We start from the raw sequence: 16,531 nt of genomic DNA, 5'->3' as shown, positions 1-16,531 counted from the left end.
TTACCGGGGTGAATATGAAAAAGCTGTTATTGAGTGCCATCAGTGCCGCGCTGCTGCTGCAATCCTCTGCCTGGGCAGACATCGCCGTACCCGCGGCGATCAAAGAGAAAGGGCTGACGGTAGCGATCATGCCGAACTATCCGCCAATGGATTTTAAAGATCCGGCGACCAACCAGCTGACCGGCGTGGACTACGACCTCGGCCAGGCGATTGGCGAAAAGCTCGGCGTGAAGATCAACTGGCAGGAGATCGCCTTCGAACAGATGGTGAACGCGGTGGTGACCAAGCGCGTCGATCTGGTGATGTCCGGCATGACGGACACCAAAGAGCGTCAGCAGGTGGTGAACTTTATCGATTACTTCAAAACCGGCCCGCAGTTCTACACCCAATCCGCGCGCAGCGACATCAACAGCGCGATGGATCTGTGCGGTAAGAAAGTCGGTACCAGCCGTCGCACCACCTTCCCGCAGGAGATTGCCAACTGGTCAAAAGCGCACTGTGAAGCGGCCGGTAAGCCGGCGATCATTGTGGTAGGTGCTGAAGGCACCGCCGATGCGCGCACCCAGCTGCGTCAGAACCGTCTGGATGGCGTGGTGCAGGGCAGTGAAACGCTGCCGTACATCATGGATCTGGAAAAGGGCAAATATAAGGCGCTCGATAAAGCCTTCTCCTTCCAGTACACCGGCATGGCGATTGGTAAAGATGCGGGCGAGCTGACCACCGCGATTCAGGCGGCTATCGACGCGATGATTGCCGATGGCACTTACCAGAAAATCCTCGGCAAATGGGGTCTGGCAGACAACGGCGTGGCGAAGGCGACCGTCAACCAGGGCTAAGGAGCGCGCAGATGCAACAACCGGGCGCAGTGCGCTGGCCGCAGGGTAAACGCGGCTGTATGGCGCTGGCGTTTGACCTCGACGGTCCCACCGGCGATGCCATGCTGAATGGCAGCCTGTGGTCAACGCCAGAGTATTTTACCTTTGGGGCTTACGGGCCGTACCGCGCGCTCGGGCGTCTGCTTGACCTGCTGCGCGCCTTCCACCTTCCCGCCACCTTCTTTGTGCCGGCGTGGGTGGTGGAGCAGTGGCCGCAGCAGTGTCAGGCGATTATCGAACAGGGCCACGAAGTGGCCTATCACGGCTATCGCCACGAATCCTTTTGGGCGATTTCACCGGATGAACAGCGTGCAGTCATGGCGAAATCCGCTGAAGTCTTTCACCAACATCTGGGCATCACCGCCTGCGGTTTTCGTACGCCGTCGGGCGACTGGCATGCGGAAACGCCACAAATCCTGCGTGACGCGGGCGTGATCTACTCCAGCAGCATGCGCGGCGACGATCGCCCCTACAGCATTCCGGTGGCGGGCCATACGCCGCTGGTGGAGATCCCCGGTAAGTGGGAGATGGATGATTACGCCTCGCTGGCCTACACGCGCCAGCCCGACTTCCCCAAAGGTGGCGACCGCATCGCCAGCTATGCGCACACGCGTGATAACTGGCAGCGCGAGTTCGATGGCGCGATGGATGAAGGCTTGTGCCTCACCACGCTGTTCCACCCGAAAATCTCCGGCCAGCCGGGACGCTTGCTGCTGCTGGAACAGCTGTTTGCACATATGACGGCGCGCGATGACGTTTGGTTTGCGCGCTGCGACGCGGTGGCGCAGTGGTATTTGCAGGAGCAACAGCATGACTGAACCTTCACGCTGGCCGCTGGGTTTCCAGTCGGCGGCGATCCTCACCATCGATTTCAACGATATTCACGGCATTCTCACTCAGGCTCCGGCAGTGGCGGGGCGCGATAAAACGCTGTCGGTGTGGCGCTACGGCACACTGCGCGGCGTCGATCGCTTGCTGGCGCTGCTGGCAGAAAAGAAGCTCAAAGCCAGCTGGTGTATGCCCGCGATTGTCGCCGAACAGCAGCCGGAACTGGTGCAGCGCATCGTGACCGGCGGCCATGAAATCGCCTGCAGCGGCGATACCCACGAAGATTTCTCGCTGCTGACGCTGGAGCAGCAGATCGCCAGCGTGACGCGCGGCTGCGAAAAACTGGCGCAGATAACCGGACGCAAAATCACGGGGTTCCGCACGCCCGCCGGGCAGTGGAAACCGGGACTGGCGCAGGCGTTGATCGCACGCGGCATTCAATGGTCATCGAGCTGGCGCGGCGACGATTTGCCGTATTTCCATCCCGGTACGCGCTTGGTGGAATTGCCGATGCACTACACGCTGGAAGATGAGCCGTACTTCGCCTTTAACCTCAGCCCGGCTATTCCGCCGGGACAATCGCGCATCGCGCCGTATGGCGAAACCCTGGCGAATATGACGCAGGATTTCCACGGCTTCCACCGCTTTGGCCTGTGCTACTTGCTGCGACTGCATCCGGAAATCATCGGCACCGCCGGACGCATTGGTTTGTTGCGGGCGCTGCTCGACATGCTGCAACAGCACAATGTGTGGATCGCCACCGCTGAGCAGGCGGCGGCGCACTGGCAGACGCAGCCGGATAACGATTTCTGCCATCCGGCGGAGGTGTTTACCCGCATCACTGGAGGTGCGCATGGCGAACTCGCTTAATCAACTGGCGGCCTTTATCGCCGGGACGCGTTTTGCACAACTGCCTGAACCGCTGGTGGAGCAGGCGAAACGCCATCTGCTTGATACGCTCGGTGCTTCGCTGGCGGGCTGCGACAGTCCGATCTGGCGCGAGTGTCTGGCGCTGGTGCAGGCCGAAGGTGGCCGCGAACAGGCGCAGATTTGGGGCAGCGCGCAGCAGGCCAGTCCGCGTCAGGCGGCGTGGCTGAACGGCGTGGCGGCGCACATGTATGAACTCGACGATACCGGCGGCTGCGATCACTCCGGTGCGGTGGTGATCCCGGCGCTGCTGGCGGCTTTGCCGCTGGCGACGCAGCCGGTGGACGGGCAAGCGCTGCTGGTGGCGATGGTGATCGGCTATGACGTCGGCCGCCGCGTGTTAGAAGCCTGCGGCGGTTACTCGGCGCACAACGGCGCGGGCTGGCACTCTACCGCCAGCTGCGGGGTGTTTGGTGCGGCGGCGGCGGTCTGTTCGCTGCTGCAGCTCGACCGCGCGCAGTGTGCGTCTGCGCTGGGCATTGCCGCCAGCTTCAGCGGCGGTTTGTGGGGCTTTATTCACGACGGATCGCACACCAAAAAACTGCATGCCGCGCGCGCAGCAGAAGGCGGCGTACAGGCCGCGCTGCTGGCACAACGCGGTATCAGCGGCCCTTCAGCGGTGTTTGAACCGCGCTGGGGCGGCTTCCTGCAAACCTTAGCGGCGGAAACCCAGCAGCCGCAGGCCTTGACGGCCGATCTCGGCGAGGTGTGGAAGCTGGCGCGCTGCTCGATCAAACCTTACGCTTCGTGCCGTGGCACCCACGCGGCCATTGATGCGCTGGGTATTCTGCTGCAACAGCATGATGTGCGGGTAGAGCAGATTGCGCGCATCGTGGTAGGCGTTAATCCGTTCCTGCTGGAGATGTGCGGCGGACGCGAGTTACACAGCCTGGCGGCGGCGCAGATGAGCCTGCCGTATGCGCTGGCGGCGCGCGCACTGTACGGCTCGGCGGAGCTGGCCAGTTATGACGACGCCAAGCGCCTGCATCCCGATGTGGAAGCGTTGCTGGCACGTATTGAGCTGGTGATCGATGAGCAGCAGAGCCGCGACGACGAGCCGTGGGTGCGGCTGGAAACCGGGCAGGGCGCGCAGTGGCAGCAGCGTGTGCCGGTGCCGTCAGGCGCGCCAACCAATCCGCTCACGCTGGATGCCTTGCTGGCGAAATACCGCAGTTTGGCCGCGCGCGTATTGCCGCTGGAGCAGGTCGAACAGCTCGAGGCGGTGTGTCTGGAGCTGGATGAAGTGGCGGATGTGCGGGAAGTGGTGGGGTTGTTGGGGATTGGGTGATTTTTTCCTTTTTGGTGTGTGCTCGCTGTCCCGTTGGTAGGTGCACGCTGTCCCCCTCCTCGGTAGGTGCACGCTGTCCCCCTCCTCGGTCCTCCCCCATAAATGGGGGAGGAAGATGCTGCTATATGTGAGTTGGGAGCTGCATGTGGCAGCGTCTCCTTCCCCCATTTATGGGGGAAGGCCGGGATGGGGGACAGCGTGCACATTCACACCACAGCGAGCACAAACTAAACCCTGCCTGCTAACCCCTCAATCCGCGCTATCGCTGCCAGCAAGCGCGCTTCGGTCACCGTTTCGGCCATGTTCTCCATATCCGGCGCATGCACCGATTCGCGCACAATCAGCGCCAGCTCACTTTCATCCAGCTCGGCAATCTCGCTCAGCGTCAGCGGCACGCCGCAATCGCGCGCCAGGCGCATCTCATCCAGCACTTCCTCATCGGTGCGGTTCTCCAGCGCCAGCAAACAGAGATTGCCAAAGCCGACCAGCAAGCCGTGCCCAAACTCGCGGGTTTTATCGCAGAAGGTAAAGCCTTCATAAATCGCATGCGAAGCCGCCGCGTGTGCGCCGTTGCTCATTAGCGAGGTTAATCCCGCCCAGGTGAAGATCGCATCCAGCACCTGATCGAGCGACGCGCTGCTCTCACCACGCAGCACTGCGGCATAGGCTGCCGGTCCATGTTCACCAATTACGTCATAACAGATCTGGCTGTGCGCCAGTGACGAGAGCGCATTGCCCTCGCGTGCCGGATGACGTGCGCTGACCGCGCGGAACTCGTACCACTTCGCCAGCGTATCGCCCAGCCCGGCGGCCAGCCAGCGGGCAGGCGCTTTAGCCAGCAGCTCGCTGTCAATGATCACCGCCGCCGGTGCCTGCGGCAGCGGGAAGATGTCGAAGAAATTGCCGTTATCGTCATAGCGAATACTCAGCGGCGTCACCGCGGAACAGGTGGCGGCGATGGTTGGCAGCGTGATCACCGGCACGCCAATCTGTGCGCCTACCGCTTTCACCGTATCCAGCGATTTACCGCCGCCCACGCCAATTAGCACCTCAGCGTGCAGCTCGCTGGCCATCGCCGCCAGACGATTGATCTGATTGATCGAGGTTTCACCGCCAAACCACTCTTGAGCTAACAGCGTGACGTTGGCCGCCAGCAGCTGCGCGCGAACCTGCGCTTCTACTGCCTGCAACGCCTGATGGCCGCCAATCAGCAGCGCACGCTGTCCCAGTCCGGCGCAGATCGCGCCTAATTGGTTGATCACGCCCGCACCGCGCAGCACGCGCGCCGGGAAAACCAGATTTTGTTGTGTCATCACTTGTTCTCTGTGTAACGGACGCCGGGCAACACGCACAGCATCTCATAAAGGATATTGGCCGCCAGCTGCGAGGTCATACCGCTGATGTCGTACGGCGGCGAGACTTCCACCAGATCGCCGCCCACCAGATTGAGTCCACGACAGCCGCGCACGATCTCCAGCCCTTGCATCGAGGTTAAACCGCCCACTTCCGGCGTGCCGGTGCCGGGTGCCCACGCGGGATCGAAACTGTCGATGTCGTAAGAGAGATACACCGGGCCGTCGCCGATACGCGCGCGCACCTCGGCCATCAGCGGCGTCATGGAGCGATACCAGCACTGTTCGGCGGGCACCAGATGGAAGCCCTGATCGACGCCCCACTGAAAATCATCGGCGGCGTAGCCTTGCGCACGTTGCCCGATTTGCACCACGCGCTGGCAGTCGAGCAGGCCCTCTTCCACCGCGCGGCGGAACGTGGTGCCATGCGCGATCTTCTCGCCAAACATCTCGTCGTTGGTGTCGGTGTGGGCATCAATGTGAATCAGCCCCATCGGCCCATGCTTCTTCGCCAGCGCGCGCAAAATCGGCAGCGTCAGCGTGTGATCGCCGCCCAGCGTTAACGGGATAATCGGCCAGTTATTCAGCTCGGTATAATAGTTTTCAATGATATCGACTGATTTCAGCAGGCTGTAAGTGTTGATCGGCACATCACCGAGATCGCCGACGCGCAGCGAATCAAAGGGCGCGGCGCCGGTGGCCATGTTGTAGGGTCGGATCATGACTGAATCGGCGCGGATGGCGCGTGGGCCATAGCGCGTACCGCTGCGCTGCGAGGTGCCGATATCCAGCGGAATGCCGACGAACGCCACATCCAAATCGGCTGGTGATTCAGCGGCGGGTAAACGCATCATGGTGCCGCGTCCGGCGAAACGGGGCATTTCGTTGCCGCCTTGCGGCTGGGGGAAATCGGTCATCACGCACTCCTTCAGTCAGGTAAAACCCATCATTACCCAGCCCGCGCGCCGGAAAAATCCTTGACAGCTGATAATCACTTCAGAGATTACTTAACTTTAGTCAGCAATCTCTGAAGGAAAATCGGTGCAGACGCTTCCCAATCTTAAACTGCTGCAGGTGTTCGCCAGCGTGGTAGAAAATCAGGGCTATTCGCGCGCGCAGCAGGCGCTGAACATGACCACGCCGGCCATCAGCGCCTACATGAGCGAGCTCGAGAGCCAGCTCGGTTTTATCCTCTGTCAGCGCGGGCGCGGCGGCTTTACCCTGACCAGCAAAGGCGAGCAGTTTTATCGCTACAGTCAGGAGATGCTGGCGACGCTGGCGGGTTGGCAGGAGCAGGTAGAGACGCTGAAAAGCGCGCAGGGCGGCACTTTCTCGCTTGGCGTGGTGGACGCCACCGTCACCGATAGCACGCTGGATCTGCCCGCTGCCATTGCCCGCTTTAATCAGCGCTTTCCGGCGGTGTTCTTTAATCTGAGCGTGCGCGATCCCAATGAGTTGCAGCAGCAGTTGCTGGAGGATCGGCTCGATTTGGCGATTGGGCACTTTCCGCTGCGCGCCAGCAATCTGGTGACTATTCCGCTTTACGAAGAACAGCATTGGCTCTATTGCAGCCCGCAACATCCGCTGGCTGAGGGTCATCCGGATGTGCGCACCGTGCAGCAAACCGGCATGGTGACGCGGCGTTACTGGAATCAGCAGGAGCTGAATAAGCGCGGCTTCCGCCAGAGCAACGCCTCAGTGGAGAGCATCGAAGCGCAGCTGACGCTGATTCTCTCTGGCCGCTTCATTGGCTATTTACCCGAACACTACGCGCGCAGCGGGGAACTGCAGGGCACGCTGCGCCGCCTGCTGCCGCACCATTTCCACTTCCGCGCGCCTTTCTCTTTTGCGTTCCGCCGTGGGCGCGCGCGTGAAACCTTAATCCGCGCGATGCGTGAAATTCTGAATCCAGCGCGAAAAAATAGCAGCGAAAGCTGACGCTGCGCCAATACTGTGTAAAAATACAGGCCAATTCAGCAAACAGTAACGAAAATGGCCCTGACAGCAGCGATAAAAAGCCAGATTGCGCAATGGTATAAGGCGCTGCAGCAGCAGGTTCCTGACTTTATCCCGCGCGCGCCGCAGCGCCAGATGATTGCCGAAGTGGCGAAAAGTCTGGCCGGTGACGAAGGTCGTCATCTGGCGATTGAAGCGCCCACCGGCGTCGGCAAAACTCTCTCTTATTTGATTCCCGGTATTGCGGTGAGCCGCGCCGAGGAGAAGCGGCTGGTGATCAGCACCGCCAACGTGGCGTTGCAGGACCAGATCTTCAGCAAGGATCTGCCGCTGCTGAAGAAAATCATCCCCGATCTCACTTTTACTGCCGCCTTTGGCCGTGGACGCTATGTTTGTCCGCGCAACCTTGCGGCGCTGGCGGCGACCGAAGATCAGCAGGGCGATTTGCTGCTCTATCTGGATGAAGAGGCAGTCACCGGCTCGAAAGAGGAGCAGAAATTCTGCGCCAAGCTAGAGAAGCAGCTCAGTAGCTACCGCTGGGATGGCTTGCGCGATCACACCGATGTCAACATTGAGGACAGCTTGTGGCAACGCCTCTCCACCGACAAAGCCAACTGCCTTGGCCATCACTGCCGCTGGTATCGTGAATGCCCGTTCTTTGTCGCGCGTCGCGAAATTGAGCAGGCGGATGTGGTGGTCGCCAACCATGCGTTGGTGATGGCGGCGATGGAGAATGAATCGGTGCTGCCACCGGCGAAAAACCTGATGCTGGTGCTGGACGAAGGCCATCATCTGCCGGAAGTGGCGCGCGATGCGCTGGAGATGAGCGCGGAGATCACGCCCGGCTGGAGCAGTTTGCAGCTCGATCTGTTTGTGCGGCTGGTGGAAACCATCATGGCGCAGTTCCGCCCAAAATCGCCGCCGCCGCTCACCAACCCGGAGCGCCTGAAAGGTCACTGCGATGAGATGCGCGAGCTGCTGCAGATCCTGTGCGATGCGCTCAATCCACTGCTGCCGGGCCATAATCAGCCGGGCGAGTTCCGCTTTGTTCTGGGTGAATTGCCGGAAGAGCTACTGAGCCTGTGCGCGCGGCTGTTCAAGCTGAGTGACGCGCTGCGCGGCTTAAGCGAAGGCCTGCTCAACGAGTTGGGCGAGCAAACCGGGAAAGCCGATATCATGCGGCTGCATAAAGCTATCATTCAGCTCAATCGCCACTTCGGCTGGTTCGAGTCGATCAGCAAACTGTGGCGGCTGGCGGCGATGGAGAAAGCTTCCAATGCGCCGGTGTCGAAGTGGATTACGCGTGAGATCCGAGAAGGCCAGGCGCATCTGCTGTTCCACTGCGCGGGCATTCGCGTGAGCGATCAGCTGGAAAAAATCCTGTGGCGCAAAATCCCGCATGTGGTGGTGACGTCAGCCACTTTGCGCTCGCTCAACAGCTTCAACCGTTTGCAGGAAATGTCCGGCCTGAGTGAGAAAGCCGGCGACCGCTTTGTGGCACTGGATTCACCGTTTAACCATATCGACCAGGGCAAGCTGGTGATTCCGCAGATGCAGTTTGAACCGCAGATGGCGCAGGAAGCGGAGCACATTGCCGAGATGGCGCGCTTTTTCCGCCAGCAGATCGCCGAAGAGAAGCACAAAGGGGTGCTGGTGCTGTTCGCCAGCGGCCGCGCGATGCAGCAGTTTGTCGCACATATTCCTGATCTGCGCCTGTCGATGCTGGTGCAGGGCGATCAGCCGCGTTCGCGCCTGGTGGCGCTGCATCGTGAACGCGTCGAAGCCGGTAAAATCAGTATTCTGGTCGGGCTGCAATCGTTCGCCGAAGGGTTGGATTTGAAAGGCGATCTGCTGTCGCAGGTGCATATCCATAAAATCGCTTTTCCACCGGTAGACAGTCCGGTAATTTTGACCGAGGGCGAATGGCTGAAGAGCCTGAAACGCTATCCGTTCGAAGTGCAGAGCTTGCCGAGCGCCTCCTTTACCTTGATTCAGCAGGTAGGACGCTTGATTCGCAGCCACAGCTGCTTTGGCGAAATCGTGATTTACGATCGCCGCCTGCTCAACAAAGCCTATGGCAGCCGACTGCTGGCCGCGCTACCGGTGTTCCCGATTGAGCAACCGCCGATGCCGGAAGCCAGCAGTGACAAGACGAAAAAACGTCGCAGTAAGAAAATCTAACGATCAATTTTTGGCAGCCGCACGGCGGCGCGCCCTGGAAGCGGGAATGCCTGATGGAACTGAATAAAATTATTAAAGAGATTGGGCGCGGTAAAAATCACGCGCGCGATATCGATTTCGCCACCGCGCAGGCGCTCTACAGCGCGATGCTGGCCGGTGACGTGCCGGAGCTGGAGCTGGGTGGCGTGCTGATTGCGCTGCGCATCAAGGGCGAAGGCGAAGAGGAGATGCGCGGTTTTTATCACGCGATGCAGCAGCAAATGATGCAGTTGCAGGCACCCGCTCATCGTCCCATGCCGATTGTCATTCCCAGCTACAACGGCGCGCGTCGTCAGGGCAATCTGACGCCGCTGCTGGCGCTGCTGCTGGTGAAGCTGGGCTTCCCGGTGCTGCTGCACGGCGTCAGCGACGATCCTACGCGCATCACCACCGAAGCGGTGCTGGCAGCGCTGGACATCGCGCCTGTCACCTCCGCCGCACAGGCGCAGGCGAAGCTGGATAACGGCGAACTGGCGTTTATCACCATCGACCATCTGTGTGCGCCAATGGCGCAGCAGCTGTCGCTGCGCTGGCGCATGGGCGTGCGTAACAGCGCGCATACGCTGGCGAAACTGGCGACGCCGTTTGCCGAACGTGCTGCGCTGCGCCTGGCCAGCGTCTCGCATCCGGAATATGTGCCGCGCGTGGGGAAATTCTTCCAGGATATCGATGCACCGGCGATTCTGCTCAACGGGACCGAAGGCGAGGTGTATGCCAATCCGCAGCGCTGCCCGGCGATTAACTACATTCGTGGCGCGGGTGCAGAAGCGGAAGTGTGGGTTGAGCGCCAGCCGGAAGTCAGTGTGGAACTGCCGGAAAGCAAAAGCGCACAGGACACCGCCGCGTGGATCAATCAGGTATTAGCCGGGGAACGCGCGGTGCCGCAGGCGCTGCGTTTGCAGCTGGCGTGTTGTTTGATGGCGACCGGTGAATCGGCTAGCCTGGCGGATGCAGAAGTGAAGTTACAGTTGGCGGGGATGTGAAGAATAAAGCCATTGAATTAAGCGCCTCATTTACAGCGCACACAAGCTGTAGCGGCGCGATTAATCGCGCTGTTCAATGGCGGCAATGTCGCCATCCAGCGATTGCGCAATAAATTGCGCCGCGACGGCACGAGCAAGCATCCGCCATTCCTGGCGACCGCCCTCACGCTTTCGCCAGCACGCGCTCTACCAACTGCTGCCAGAAGGTAATACCAATCGGCAGCAGCTCATCATTAAAGTCGTAATTGGCGTTATGCAGCGGTGCGGACGGCGTTGCGCCATCGGCACCCAGCCAGAAATAGGCGCCGGGGCAGGCTTGCAGCATGCAGGCAAAATCTTCCGAAGCCATTGAAGGGTTCACCTGCCAATGCACCTGCGCCTCGCCAAGCACATCAACCGCCACCGCACGCACCTGTTCGGCTTGCTCCGCATGATTGGCGGTGACAGGATAACCGGGATACCAGTGAATCTCGCCGCTGACGCCAAACGGGCGCGGCAACGTCGTGACAAAATCCTCAATCAGACCGCGCACGCGATTACGCACGTCGGTCTGCAAACATCGCACCGTGCCGCGCAACACAATCTGCTCAGGAATGACGTTAATCGCTTCGCCGCCGTGAATCTGCGTCACGCTCACCACCGCCGAAGCCAGTGGCGACAGACGACGCGACGGAATGGTTTGCAGCGCCAGAATCAGCTCGGCAGCAACCACCATGGGATCGGCCCCGCTTTCCGGCATCGCCGCATGGCAGCTTTTACCGTGCAGCGTAATTTCGAACGAGTCGAGTGACGCCATCATCGCATCCGGATTCACCGCCAGCGTGCCCACCGGCATGCCCGGCCAGTTGTGCATGGCGTAAACCGCATCCATCGGGAAGCGCTGGAACAGGCCTTCTTCCACCATCTTGCGCGCGCCACCGAGATTCTCTTCGGCGGGCTGGAAGATGAAGTGAATGGTGCCGCTGAAGTTACGCGTAGCCGCCAGCTGACAAGCCGCCGCCAGCAGAATAGAAGTGTGACCATCATGGCCGCAGGCGTGCATGACGCCGGCTTTTTGCGACTTCCACTGCGGCGCGCCTTTTTCGGTGATCGGCAGCGCATCCATATCGGCGCGCAGACCAATAACCGGGCCGGGACCGTTCTCTAAGGTGCCGATTACGCCGGTGCCCGCTAAGCCACGAAATACCTGTAATCCGGCCTCGGTGAGGACCTGTGCGACGAGCTCGCTGGTCTGCTGCTCCTGGTAACCAAGCTCAGGATGTTGGTGTAACTGACGACGCCAGTTGAGGGCGTTTTCCAGCAGTGCAGCAGGCAGGCTCATAAGGTAAGACTCTCCATTAGCAGCGTGAGCTGCAAAATAATGTATTTACTGTAGTGGCAAGCGTATGGCGGCGTCTATCGCGGAACGGAATAATTTGGCTATAGGGTATAGCGGAATGGAATATAGCGAATGGGCTGGTGAGCGCCTTCTCCCGCTTGCGGGAGAAGGCTGGGATCAGGGGAATGCTGCACAATGTTGAAAGGTGCGCGCTGTCCCTCACCCTAACCCTCTCCCGCAGGCGGGAGAGGGGATTGATCGGCGTGCGCGGGTTGAACGTTATTTCTGCATCGGCAGGTTGATACCGTGCTCCTGCGCGCAGCTTTGCGCTAATTCGTAACCGGCATCCGCGTGACGCATTACGCCGGTGGCCGGATCGTTCCACAGCACGCGGCCCAGACGCGCATCGGCTTCTTTGCTGCCGTCACATACAATCACCACGCCGGAGTGCTGCGAGAAGCCCATGCCGACGCCGCCGCCATGATGCAGACTCACCCAGGTCGCGCCGCCTGCGGTGTTCAGCAGGGCATTGAGCAGCGGCCAATCGGATACCGCATCCGAGCCGTCTTTCATCGCTTCGGTTTCACGGTTCGGTGACGCCACGGAACCGCAATCCAGATGGTCGCGACCGATGACGATCGGCGCTTTCAGCTCGCCGTTACGCACCATTTCGTTGAACGCCAGCGCCGCTTTGTGGCGCTCGCCGAGACCCAGCCAGCAGATACGCGCCGGTAAGCCCTGGAAGGCGATACGCTCCTGCGCCATGTCGAGCCAGCGGTGCAGATTCTGGTGATCCGGGAACAGCTCTTTCAGCTTGGCATCGGTTTTGTAGATATCTTCCGCATCACCTGACAGCGCCACCCAACGGAACGGGCCTTTGCCTTCGCAGAACAGCGGGCGAATATAGGCCGGCACAAAACCCGGGAAATCGAAGGCGTTTTTCACGCCCTCATCCAGCGCCACCTGACGGATGTTATTGCCGTAATCCACGGTCGGGACGCCCATGTGATGGAAATCCAGCATCGCCTGCACATGTACCGCCATTGAGGCGCGCGCGGCTTTCTCCACCGCTTTCGGGTTGCTGACACGCTCGGCTTCCCAGCGCGCCAGATCCCAGCCGACCGGCAGATAACCGTTAATCGGATCGTGTGCTGAGGTCTGATCGGTGACGATGTCCGGCTTCATGCCGCCCGCTTTGGCACGTTTCACCAGCTCCGGCACGATTTCAGCGGCGTTGCCCAGCAGACCAACAGAAATGGCACGCTTCTCTTTGTTGGCCTGATCAATCAGCGCCAGTGCTTCGTCCAGCGTATAGGCTTTGTGGTCGACGTAGCGGGTGCGGATGCGGAAATCGATACGTGATTCCTGGCACTCAATCGCCAGCACGCTGGCACCGGCCAACACACCCGCCAGCGGTTGTGCGCCGCCCATGCCGCCTAAACCGGCGGTGAGGATCCAGCGGCCGCTGAGATCGCTGTCGTAATGCTGACGACCCGCTTCAGCGAAGGTTTCGAAGGTACCTTGCACGATGCCCTGCGCACCGATGTAGATCCACGAACCGGCGGTCATCTGGCCGTACATCATCAGGCCTTTTTGATCCAGCTCGTGGAAGTGATCCCAATTGGCCCAATGCGGCACCAGATTCGAGTTAGCCAGCAGCACGCGCGGCGCATCGGCATGCGTACGGAACACGCCCACCGGTTTACCGGACTGGATGAGCAGCGTCTCTTCCGGCTGCAGGGCGCGCAGCGAACGCAGGATCTGCTCAAAGCACTCCCAGTTACGCGCGGCTTTACCGATGCCGCCGTACACCACCAGATCTTCCGGGCGTTCTGCCACGTCAGGATCGAGGTTGTTCTGGATCATGCGGTAAGCCGCTTCAATCAACCAGTTGGCGCAGTGCAATTCATTACCGCGCGGCGCACGGATTTCACGGGCTACAGCCTGAGTCAAAGTTTCGCTCATCATCGATTCCTTAATTAACAGTCTTACGCTGGCTTGGCAGCAGCGCGGTAAGGGATTCAGGCCATGCAGGTGCGCTGGCCCACAGACGCATGGATTCGATATCCGGCGCCAGTAAACGGTCGTGATCGAGGAAGGCCACCTTCTCGCGAATGCGGCTCATCTCTTGCTCCAGCGTCGGCGAGCTCTGCAGCGGACGGTGGAAATCAATGCCTTGTGCCGCAGCCATCGCCTCAATGCCGACCACAGCGGCGGTGTTGAAGCACATGCTGCCGAGGCGGCGGGCCGCGTAGGTCGCCATCGAGACGTGATCTTCCTGGTTAGCGGAGGTTGGCAGGCTGTCAACGCTGCCCGGATGCGCCAGCGATTTGTTCTCAGACGCCAGCGCTGCAGCAGTGACCTGCGCAATCATAAAGCCGGAGTTAACGCCGCCATCATTGACGAGAAACGGCGGTAAACCGGAAAGGCCGGTATCCAGCAGCAGCGCCAGACGGCGCTCGGAGATCGCGCCGATTTCGGCAATCGCCAGCGCCAGAATATCAGCGGCGAAGGCCACCGGCTCGGCGTGGAAGTTACCGCCGGAAATCACATCGCCACTGTCGCTGAACACCAGCGGATTATCGGAGGCGGCGTTGGCTTCAATCTGCAACACGCGCGCGGCGTGCGACAGGTTATCGAGGCAGGCGCCCATCACCTGTGGCACGCAGCGAATCGAGTAGGGATCCTGCACGCGGCCGCAGTGAGTATGCGAGCCGAGGATTTCACTGCCGGCTAATAAAGAGGAGACGGCGGCGGCAACGTTGATCTGTCCCACCTGGCCGCGCGCTTCGTGAATCCGCGCATCGTAAGGTTTCACCGAGCCTTTAATCGCTTCCAGCGACAGTGCGCCGGCCATCAGGCCCGCCGCGAACAGGTTTTCCGCTTCGAACAGCCCGCGCAGCGCCAGCGCATTCGAAACCTGCGTGCCGTTGAGCAGCGCCAGACCTTCTTTGGGGCCCAGCACAATCGGCTGCAGGCCAACGCGCGCTAAGCCTTCGGTCGCGGGGATTAACTCGCCATCGACGCGTACCTGACCTTCGCCCAGCAGCATCAGGGAAAGATGTGCCAGCGGGGCCAGATCGCCTGACGCGCCCACCGAACCTTTCTCCGGGATGCACGGCATCACACCGGCGTTGAACAGCGCCAGCAGCGCTTCAATCAGTTCGATACGCACGCCAGAGTGACCGCGCGCCAGGCTGATAATTTTGGTCGCGACCACCAGACGTGCCACGTTGTCCGGCAGCAAATCGCCGAGGCCAACGCTGTGCGACAGCACCAGATTGCGCTGCAGCTCGGCCAGCCGCGCCGAGGGGATCTGCGTCTGCGCCAGCTTGCCAAAACCGGTGTTGATGCCGTACACCACGTTGCCGGATGCGACAATGGCATCGACGGTTTCATGGGCACGCGCAATCGCTGCGCGCGCATCATCGGCCAACGTGAGCGTTACCTTGCTTTGATAGATGGTGCGCAAGGTAACGAGGTCCACTTCACCGGGAACGAGGCGAATTTCCTGAACCGAACCTGACATAGTCTACTCCTGTCTATACAAGTGATCTGGCATGAATGGGACGCCGATATTTTGCGATGTGGCTGTCCGATTTGCCGTGGATTGCGATGAGTGAAGCATAAGTGTCTAATCTTGTCTATACAAGTAGCAAGCGCTATGCCAGATTGTTCTTGTTCTGTGAAATACGACGCAATGCGCGTTATGCAGTGTAAACGCAGCGGGATTGCACCTGAGCAGGGCGAAAGCTGCACCAATACTGGGCGACTTGCACAATTAGATGTATATACATTTACGGGCTGAGACAGTAAACTTTGGGCATTATTCTTTAAAGGAACAGGAAATGGCGGAGCAAACAGCAGTAGCACAGCTGGCTGCGGCGATGGGCGATGAGCCTGCGCCGATTTACCAGCGGGTGAAGCAGGCGATCGTCAGCCAAATCCGCGAAGGTCACTGGAAAGCCAACCAGCGCGTGCCGTCTGAAAGTGAACTGGTAAACGAGCTGGGCGTCAGTCGTATGACTATTAATCGCGCGCTGCGTGAACTCACCAGCGAGGGTTTTCTGGTGCGCATGCAGGGCGTGGGCACCTTTGTCGCGGAGATGAAGGGCTACACTGCGATGCTGGAAGTGCACAACATCGCCGATGAGATCGCGCAGCGCGGCCATCGTCACAGCTGCAAGATTTTGTCGATTGGGCAGATGAAGGCCGATCCGGAACAGGCGGCGGTGCTGGGATTATCCACCGGGCAAACGCTGTTCCATTCGCTGATTGTGCATTACGAAAACGATCTGCCGGTACAGCTGGAAGATCGTTTGGTCAATCCGCTGGTGGCGCCGGATTATCTCAGCCAGGATTATCATCAGCTGACGCCGTACACCTATTTGATGCGCGTTGCGCCGCTGACCGCTGGTGAGCATATTGTGGAAGCGGTGCTGCCGGATCTGCGTCAGCGTAAGCATCTGGCGCTGGATGAACATGAGCCGTGCCTGCTGATTCGTCGTCAGACGTGGAGCGACAACAAGATTGTGACCTACGCGCGCCTGTTGTATCCGGGATCGCGTTATAAGTTGCTGGGACGCTTTAGAGGACATGGTTGAGCAAAGATTTCCCTCACCCTAACCCTCTCCCGCAGGTGTACAGTCCGGGGACATGGTAAACAGGTGTTCGGGGACATGGTGAACACTTTTTAACATCCTTTACCCATGGTGATCGACTTTTTCTTCAGGTCGATCACCCCCACTTTTGTGCTGTACCACCATACCTCGTAGCACCCGTCT

The 16,531-nt window shown here is 60.1% G+C and carries 13 protein-coding genes; 8 read left to right on the top strand and 5 right to left on the bottom strand.

From position 1 onward, the window contains the following. Positions 1-14 precede the first annotated feature (14 nt). Genes PZBJ_RS15050 through PZBJ_RS15035 form a run of 4 tightly spaced genes read left to right on the top strand, consistent with a single transcriptional unit; the run spans position 15 to position 3,918 of the window. The gene (locus PZBJ_RS15050; protein WP_101763140.1) at positions 15-836 is read left to right on the top strand and encodes an ABC transporter substrate-binding protein; all 822 of its coding nucleotides are present in this window, start codon (positions 15-17) and stop codon (positions 834-836) included. Positions 837-847: 11 nt separating this feature from the next. Next, positions 848-1,693 carry a polysaccharide deacetylase family protein gene (locus tag PZBJ_RS15045; protein ID WP_101763139.1) on the top strand — a complete coding sequence of 282 codons (846 nt, stop codon included), beginning with the start codon at positions 848-850 and terminating at the stop codon, positions 1,691-1,693. Further along, complete coding sequence (locus PZBJ_RS15040) at positions 1,686-2,573, top strand: polysaccharide deacetylase family protein (RefSeq protein WP_101763138.1); 888 nt, start codon at positions 1,686-1,688, stop codon at positions 2,571-2,573. The genes PZBJ_RS15045 and PZBJ_RS15040 overlap by 8 nt, the downstream gene beginning before the upstream one ends. Beyond that, complete coding sequence (locus PZBJ_RS15035) at positions 2,557-3,918, top strand: MmgE/PrpD family protein (RefSeq protein ID WP_101763137.1); 1,362 nt, start codon at positions 2,557-2,559, stop codon at positions 3,916-3,918. The genes PZBJ_RS15040 and PZBJ_RS15035 overlap by 17 nt, the downstream gene beginning before the upstream one ends. Positions 3,919-4,145: 227 nt before the next feature. On the opposite strand, the gene PZBJ_RS15030 is transcribed toward PZBJ_RS15035, so the two are convergent. Continuing rightward, complete coding sequence (locus tag PZBJ_RS15030; RefSeq protein ID WP_101763136.1) at positions 4,146-5,231, bottom strand: iron-containing alcohol dehydrogenase family protein; 1,086 nt, start codon at positions 5,229-5,231, stop codon at positions 4,146-4,148. Then, complete coding sequence (speB, locus tag PZBJ_RS15025) at positions 5,231-6,187, bottom strand: agmatinase (protein ID WP_101763135.1); 957 nt, start codon at positions 6,185-6,187, stop codon at positions 5,231-5,233. The genes PZBJ_RS15030 and speB overlap by 1 nt, the downstream gene beginning before the upstream one ends. A gap of 124 nt (positions 6,188-6,311) precedes the next feature. Between speB and PZBJ_RS15020 the strand changes: the two genes are divergently transcribed. Genes PZBJ_RS15020 through ybiB form a run of 3 tightly spaced genes read left to right on the top strand, consistent with a single transcriptional unit; the run spans position 6,312 to position 10,429 of the window. Further along, positions 6,312-7,208, top strand: coding sequence for a LysR family transcriptional regulator (locus tag PZBJ_RS15020; protein ID WP_101763134.1), 897 nt, complete (start codon positions 6,312-6,314; stop codon positions 7,206-7,208). A 54-nt stretch (positions 7,209-7,262) separates the two neighbouring features. Further along, positions 7,263-9,407 (top strand): ATP-dependent DNA helicase DinG, encoded by a 2,145-nt coding sequence (gene dinG, locus PZBJ_RS15015; RefSeq protein ID WP_101763133.1) that lies wholly within the window; start codon positions 7,263-7,265, stop codon positions 9,405-9,407. Positions 9,408-9,460: 53 nt separating this feature from the next. Then, complete coding sequence (ybiB, locus tag PZBJ_RS15010) at positions 9,461-10,429, top strand: DNA-binding protein YbiB (RefSeq protein WP_101763132.1); 969 nt, start codon at positions 9,461-9,463, stop codon at positions 10,427-10,429. 163 nt (positions 10,430-10,592) lie between these two features. On the opposite strand, the gene PZBJ_RS15005 is transcribed toward ybiB, so the two are convergent. The 3 genes from PZBJ_RS15005 to hutH form a co-directional block, all read right to left on the bottom strand. Next, positions 10,593-11,750, bottom strand: coding sequence for a M20 aminoacylase family protein (locus PZBJ_RS15005; protein ID WP_101763131.1), 1,158 nt, complete (start codon positions 11,748-11,750; stop codon positions 10,593-10,595). 276 nt (positions 11,751-12,026) lie between these two features. Beyond that, complete coding sequence (gene hutU / locus PZBJ_RS15000; RefSeq protein ID WP_101763130.1) at positions 12,027-13,712, bottom strand: urocanate hydratase; 1,686 nt, start codon at positions 13,710-13,712, stop codon at positions 12,027-12,029. A gap of 10 nt (positions 13,713-13,722) precedes the next feature. Further along, positions 13,723-15,276, bottom strand: coding sequence for a histidine ammonia-lyase (gene hutH / locus PZBJ_RS14995; protein ID WP_101763129.1), 1,554 nt, complete (start codon positions 15,274-15,276; stop codon positions 13,723-13,725). 319 nt (positions 15,277-15,595) lie between these two features. On the opposite strand from hutH, the gene hutC reads away from it, so the two are divergent. Continuing rightward, positions 15,596-16,351 (top strand): histidine utilization transcriptional repressor HutC, encoded by a 756-nt coding sequence (gene hutC, locus PZBJ_RS14990; RefSeq protein WP_008102577.1) that lies wholly within the window; start codon positions 15,596-15,598, stop codon positions 16,349-16,351. The last annotated feature ends 180 nt before the right edge of the window (positions 16,352-16,531 follow it).

Origin of the sequence: Pantoea endophytica (genome assembly GCF_002858935.1) — a bacterium.
In the GTDB taxonomy this organism is placed as follows: Bacteria; Pseudomonadota; Gammaproteobacteria; order Enterobacterales; family Enterobacteriaceae; genus Pantoea; species Pantoea leporis.
Note: the sequence above shows the minus strand (reverse complement) of the source record. Positions and strands in the feature narration are given on the sequence as shown.